The 1,609-nt window shown below is 51.6% G+C and carries 2 protein-coding genes; both read left to right on the plus strand.

All coding sequences use genetic code 11. The annotated features are described in order from the left end of the window. The coding region (locus ACLIRY_RS27005; RefSeq protein ID WP_413208513.1) for an HNH/ENDO VII family nuclease at positions 1 to 880 on the plus strand (880 nt) is incomplete at its 5' end. 10 nt (positions 881 to 890) lie between these two features. Then, positions 891 to 1,313, plus strand: a complete 423-nt coding sequence (locus tag ACLIRY_RS27010; RefSeq protein ID WP_413208514.1) for an SMI1/KNR4 family protein — start codon at positions 891 to 893, stop codon at positions 1,311 to 1,313. Positions 1,314 to 1,609 lie beyond the last annotated feature (296 nt).

Here is a 1,609-nt window from a genome sequence, read left to right on the forward strand (position 1 = left end):
CACCTTGGGCTACATCGGTCACAAGGTGGCCCATGCGGCCTTGGGCTGCGCAACCGGGGCCATCGCGGGAACGTCCTGCAGCTCTCGGGCGGTGGGTGCCGCCGTTGCCGAGATGGCCGCCGAGGCGTACCTGGGAAGCCTGGATACAACGAAATACACCGGGGCCGACCTCGACGCCGTCCGTGCTCAGGTCACCCAAGTGTCCAAGTTGGCCGCAGCCACGGCGGCGACACTGGCAGGTCTGGATGCGAACGAAGCGTCTGGCGCAGGTCAGGTCGCCGTGGAGAACAACGCGCTGGAGACCCTATGGGATCTCTTTTCCCTCGGTGTTTCCGTGGCGGAATTGGGCTTTACGATCACCGATGAGAACAGTGACCTCTTGGATGTTCTTCTCGCCGGTGGCGCGGTTGTCCTCGATGGTGCAGCGTTGCTTCTGCCCTTTATTCCGGGCGGTGTCGGGGTCATACTCAAGACTGAGCGGATCGGCAAGAATGTTGTCGTACGCGCGGAAGCGGATGCTGCAGAGGTATTCTCTAAGCAAAGGAAGTACTGGTCCTCCGATCCAATCGAATTCAGTGGGAATAGGGTTTATCAACGAAATGACCTAATTAATCCGGCAATGATTGACCCTAAGACAGGGAAAACAAATTTGGAACTCATGCAATCTGGGAGAGCGCCACTTGGTCCGGATGGTAAATCTATTAACTTACACCATCTTACGCAGCAACAAAATGGAGCTATTGCTGAAGTTACCCAGACCCTCCACGGGAGCAATCACAGTGTCCTTCATATGCCTAATAACGTTCCATCTGGAATAGGTCGGGCTCAATTCAAGTCTTGGCGTAAGAATTACTGGAAAAATAGAGCTAATGATTTTTAGGAGAGAAAAAATGCAGATATCTATGAGAGAGGTTGTTGAAGAAATTAATCTGCTTGATGATCCGAAGGGTCGAGCACAATTATTACCAAGTGATGCTTTGATCGATAAATATGAAAATTTGACCGGCATTAAATTTTCGGACGATTATAAGTTTTTTTTGAAATCAGTAAGTAACGCGTTTGTTGGGACGTTGTCCCCTTTTACGCTGAACGAAGAATTCCGTGAGAAATATGGAGACCTTTTGCTTGGATTGAAGGAAGGAAGAGAGGTTGGTGTCCCACACGACTGGCTGCCAATTTGTGAAGATAATGGGGACTATTATTGTCTATTGGAAGACGGGACAGTCAGGTTTTGGAGCCATGATGGTCAGGCCGAAGAGATGTGGCCTGATTTAGCGAGTTGGGCAAAAGAAGTCTGGCTGGACGAGGGGTAATCTAAAAACTTTCCAGAAAATAAAAGATATTTCGTGTGTTCTCAGTATGTAACTGCTTCTATGGTTGCCACCCGCAAGGCAAGAAGTTTTCGGCCACTTGAGCGGGAGATCGAGAATGGAACGACCCGATATGTGGGGATCACGGATGACGTCGCTCGGCGGGGTGCAGGTAATTGCTCACGGGGTTGGCGGCAGGCGCGTCAAGCGAGTGCGAAACTGCCCTGGATGAGATCGCGGATAGCGTCCAGCGGCGCTTGCCCCTTGAGCCTGGCGGTTCCGGTGACGGATCTGTATCC

It is taken from the genome of Rhodospirillum sp. A1_3_36, from assembly GCF_047263945.1.
Lineage (GTDB): Bacteria > Pseudomonadota > Alphaproteobacteria > Rhodospirillales > Rhodospirillaceae > Rhodospirillum.

What these genes read in the sequence shown, in the direction of transcription:
- ACLIRY_RS27010 (WP_413208514.1), top strand. Translation starts at nt 891, where the DNA reads ATGCAGATATCTATGAGAGAGGTTGTTGAAGAAATTAATCTGCTTGAT.